1 tRNA gene and 2 rRNA genes are annotated in these 2,374 nt (G+C 50.0%); all 3 read left to right on the top strand.

The features are described from left to right. Positions 1–67 precede the first annotated feature (67 nt). Positions 68–1,624 (top strand): 16S ribosomal RNA (locus A3GY_RS0109490). Positions 1,625–1,820: 196 nt separating this feature from the next. Further along, positions 1,821–1,893: transfer RNA gene (locus A3GY_RS0109485), tRNA-Ala, on the top strand. Positions 1,894–2,083: 190 nt separating this feature from the next. Continuing rightward, a 23S ribosomal RNA gene (locus A3GY_RS0109480) occupies positions 2,084–2,374 on the top strand; the annotation flags it as partial.

Genomic DNA, 2,374 nt, shown 5'->3' with positions numbered 1-2,374 from the left:
GAAGTAACCTGTCAATGAAGAAACAATAAAACGGAAGAGCTAGTGATAGCTTGAGTTTGATCAACTTTTATCAGAGAGTTTGATCCTGGCTCAGGACGAACGCTGGCGGCGTGCCTAATACATGCAAGTGGAACGCATGATGGATACCGGAGCTTGCTCCACCATTCATCATGAGTCGCGAACGGGTGAGTAACGCGTAGGTAACCTGCCTTTTAGCGGGGGATAACTATTGGAAACGATAGCTAATACCGCATAAGATTTAGAGACTCCTGTCTCTGGATTAAAAGATACAATCGTATCGCTAAGAGATGGACCTGCGTTGTATTAGCTAGTAGGTGGGGTAAAGGCCCACCTAGGCGACGATACATAGCCGACCTGAGAGGGTGATCGGCCACACTGGGACTGAGACACGGCCCAGACTCCTACGGGAGGCAGCAGTAGGGAATCTTCGGCAATGGGGGGAACCCTGACCGAGCAACGCCGCGTGAGTGAAGAAGGTTTTCGGATCGTAAAGCTCTGTTGTTAAGGAAGAACGGTAATGGGAGTGGAAAGTCCATTACGTGACGGTACTTAACCAGAAAGGGACGGCTAACTACGTGCCAGCAGCCGCGGTAATACGTAGGTCCCGAGCGTTGTCCGGATTTATTGGGCGTAAAGCGAGCGCAGGCGGCTCTATAAGTCTGAAGTGAAAGGCTATGGCTCAACCATAGTATGCTTTGGAAACTGTAGGGCTTGAGTGCAGAAGGGGAGAGTGGAATTCCATGTGTAGCGGTGAAATGCGTAGATATATGGAGGAACACCGGTGGCGAAAGCGGCTCTCTGGTCTGTGACTGACGCTGAGGCTCGAAAGCGTGGGTAGCGAACAGGATTAGATACCCTGGTAGTCCACGCCGTAAACGCTGAGTGCTAGGTGTTAGGCCCTTTCCGGGGCTTAGTGCCGGAGCTAACGCATTAAGCACTCCGCCTGGGGAGTACGACCGCAAGGTTGAAACTCAAAGGAATTGACGGGGGCCCGCACAAGCGGTGGAGCATGTGGTTTAATTCGAAGCAACGCGAAGAACCTTACCAGGTCTTGACATCCCGATGCCCGTCCTAGAGATAGGATTTTACTTCGGTACATCGGAGACAGGTGGTGCATGGTTGTCGTCAGCTCGTGTCGTGAGATGTTGGGTTAAGTCCCGCAACGAGCGCAACCCCTATTGTTAGTTGCCATCATTTAGTTGGGCACTCTAGCGAGACTGCCGGTAATAAACCGGAGGAAGGTGGGGATGACGTCAAATCATCATGCCCCTTATGACCTGGGCTACACACGTGCTACAATGGTTGGTACAACGAGTCGCAAGCCGGTGACGGCAAGCTAATCTCTGAAAGCCAATCTCAGTTCGGATTGGAGGCTGCAACTCGCCTCCATGAAGTCGGAATCGCTAGTAATCGCGGATCAGCACGCCGCGGTGAATACGTTCCCGGGCCTTGTACACACCGCCCGTCACACCACGAGAGTTTATAACACCCGAAGTCGGTGAGGTAACCATTATGGAGCCAGCCGCCTAAGGTGGGATAGATGATTGGGGTGAAGTCGTAACAAGGTAGCCGTATCGGAAGGTGCGGCTGGATCACCTCCTTTCTAAGGAAAAGTAAGTAACAGAGGGCGTAAAAAGCGACTTGATTTTAGGAAACCACCGCAGTATGCTTGCATACCAGATGGTTTATCTAAAACACAAGCTTTTAGCCCGAGTACCATTTGACTCATTATCTGTTCTTACAACGGAAGCACTTGACGTCTTGTTTAGTTATGAGAGGTAGTACATAGGTAGATGTACGGGGCCTTAGCTCAGCTGGGAGAGCGCCTGCTTTGCACGCAGGAGGTCAGCGGTTCGATCCCGCTAGGCTCCATTAAAACAGGATACTAACAGATTTTCTAAGAAGTTAGTCTGGTGTTCAACTTTATAGATCTTGTTTTAGATGATATTTGAACATTGACAATTGAATAGCTATATCAAACTCATATAAGATATGTATTATATGAGCGTAACAAGAAAGAAACCGAAAAACGCTGAAGAAGCCGAATTGATGAGAGAAATAAGGTTAAGTTAATAAGGGCGCACGGTGGATGCCTTGGCACTAGGAGCCGATGAAGGACGTGACGAACGACGAAATGCTTTGGGGAGCTGTAAGTAAGCCTTGATCCAGAGATGTCCGAATGGGGGAACCCGGCAGGTTGATGCCTGTCATCCAAGACTGTTAAGGTCTATGGAGGGAAGACGCAGTGAACTGAAACATCTAAGTAGCTGCAGGAAGAGAAAGCAAAAGCGATTGCCTGAGTAGCGGCGAGCGAAACGGCAGGAGGGCAAACCAGAGTGTTTACACTCTGGGG

The organism is Streptococcus ferus DSM 20646 (assembly GCF_000372425.1).
GTDB classification, from domain to species: domain Bacteria; phylum Bacillota; class Bacilli; order Lactobacillales; family Streptococcaceae; genus Streptococcus; species Streptococcus ferus.
The sequence above is the reverse complement of the archived record's forward strand: the minus strand, read 5'-3'. Positions and strand labels throughout refer to the sequence as shown.